Here is a 635-nt window from a genome sequence, read left to right on the forward strand (position 1 = left end):
CATCCACCGTTTGCGCTTCTCTTCTTGACCATATAATCTCAGTTACCTCAGATCATATGCTTTACTTCAAATACAAGTACGCTTGTGTTACCTCTTATTTACCTTATTTTTAATGAACGTCTGGTTACTCCAGATTAAAATACTCTCGTAAAAGTACTTTAATCTGAATAAACCTTTGAAGAATTCCATAGAATGGTGGGTCTGGGTGGACTTGAACCACCGACCTCACCCTTATCAGGGGTGCGATCTAACCAACTGATCTACAGACCCATTTTTACTTCGATATCTTTCTTTACTCAAGCTAATGCGCGTTTTATGTACACACCCACTTTGATTAAAGAAAAATTCTTTCGCAAAAATGCTTCGATGCACTTTGCCTTTTTTGATTTGCGACTGGTTACGCATTTATTGAAATGCACTACAACATCTCATTTACATCAACAACAATATCGTGATCGAATATCTTTTCCGCTTCTTCTCAGTAACGGTTGGGATTCTTCATTATCTCGAAAACAAACTGTGTGGGCACTTTAAAGTCTTTAGTGCTATTAATTAAGGAGGTGATCCAGCCGCAGGTTCCCCTACGGCTACCTTGTTACGACTTCACCCCAGTCATGAACCACACCGTGGTAAAC

The 635-nt window shown here is 39.5% G+C and carries 1 protein-coding gene, 1 tRNA gene and 1 rRNA gene; 1 reads left to right on the top strand and 2 read right to left on the bottom strand.

The window, feature by feature from the left end; genetic code table 11:
• Window positions 1-193: 193 nt before the first annotated feature.
• A tRNA-Ile gene (locus ACWTEW_RS32285) sits at window positions 194-270 on the bottom strand.
• Between the two features lie 45 nt (window positions 271-315).
• On the opposite strand from ACWTEW_RS32285, the gene ACWTEW_RS32290 reads away from it, so the two are divergent.
• Window positions 316-534, top strand: a complete 219-nt coding sequence (locus ACWTEW_RS32290) for a hypothetical protein (protein ID WP_454783634.1) — start codon at window positions 316-318, stop codon at window positions 532-534.
• Between the two features lie 19 nt (window positions 535-553).
• Here ACWTEW_RS32290 and ACWTEW_RS32295 read toward each other — a convergent pair.
• A 16S ribosomal RNA gene (locus ACWTEW_RS32295) occupies window positions 554-635 on the bottom strand; the annotation flags it as partial.

The sequence above is a fragment of the Legionella stuttgartensis genome, from assembly GCF_977063405.2.

Excerpts from the sequence above, each read along its gene's own strand:
- ACWTEW_RS32290 (WP_454783634.1), top strand. The coding sequence starts at position 316 with ATGTACACACCCACTTTGATTAAAGAAAAATTCTTTCGCAAAAATGCT.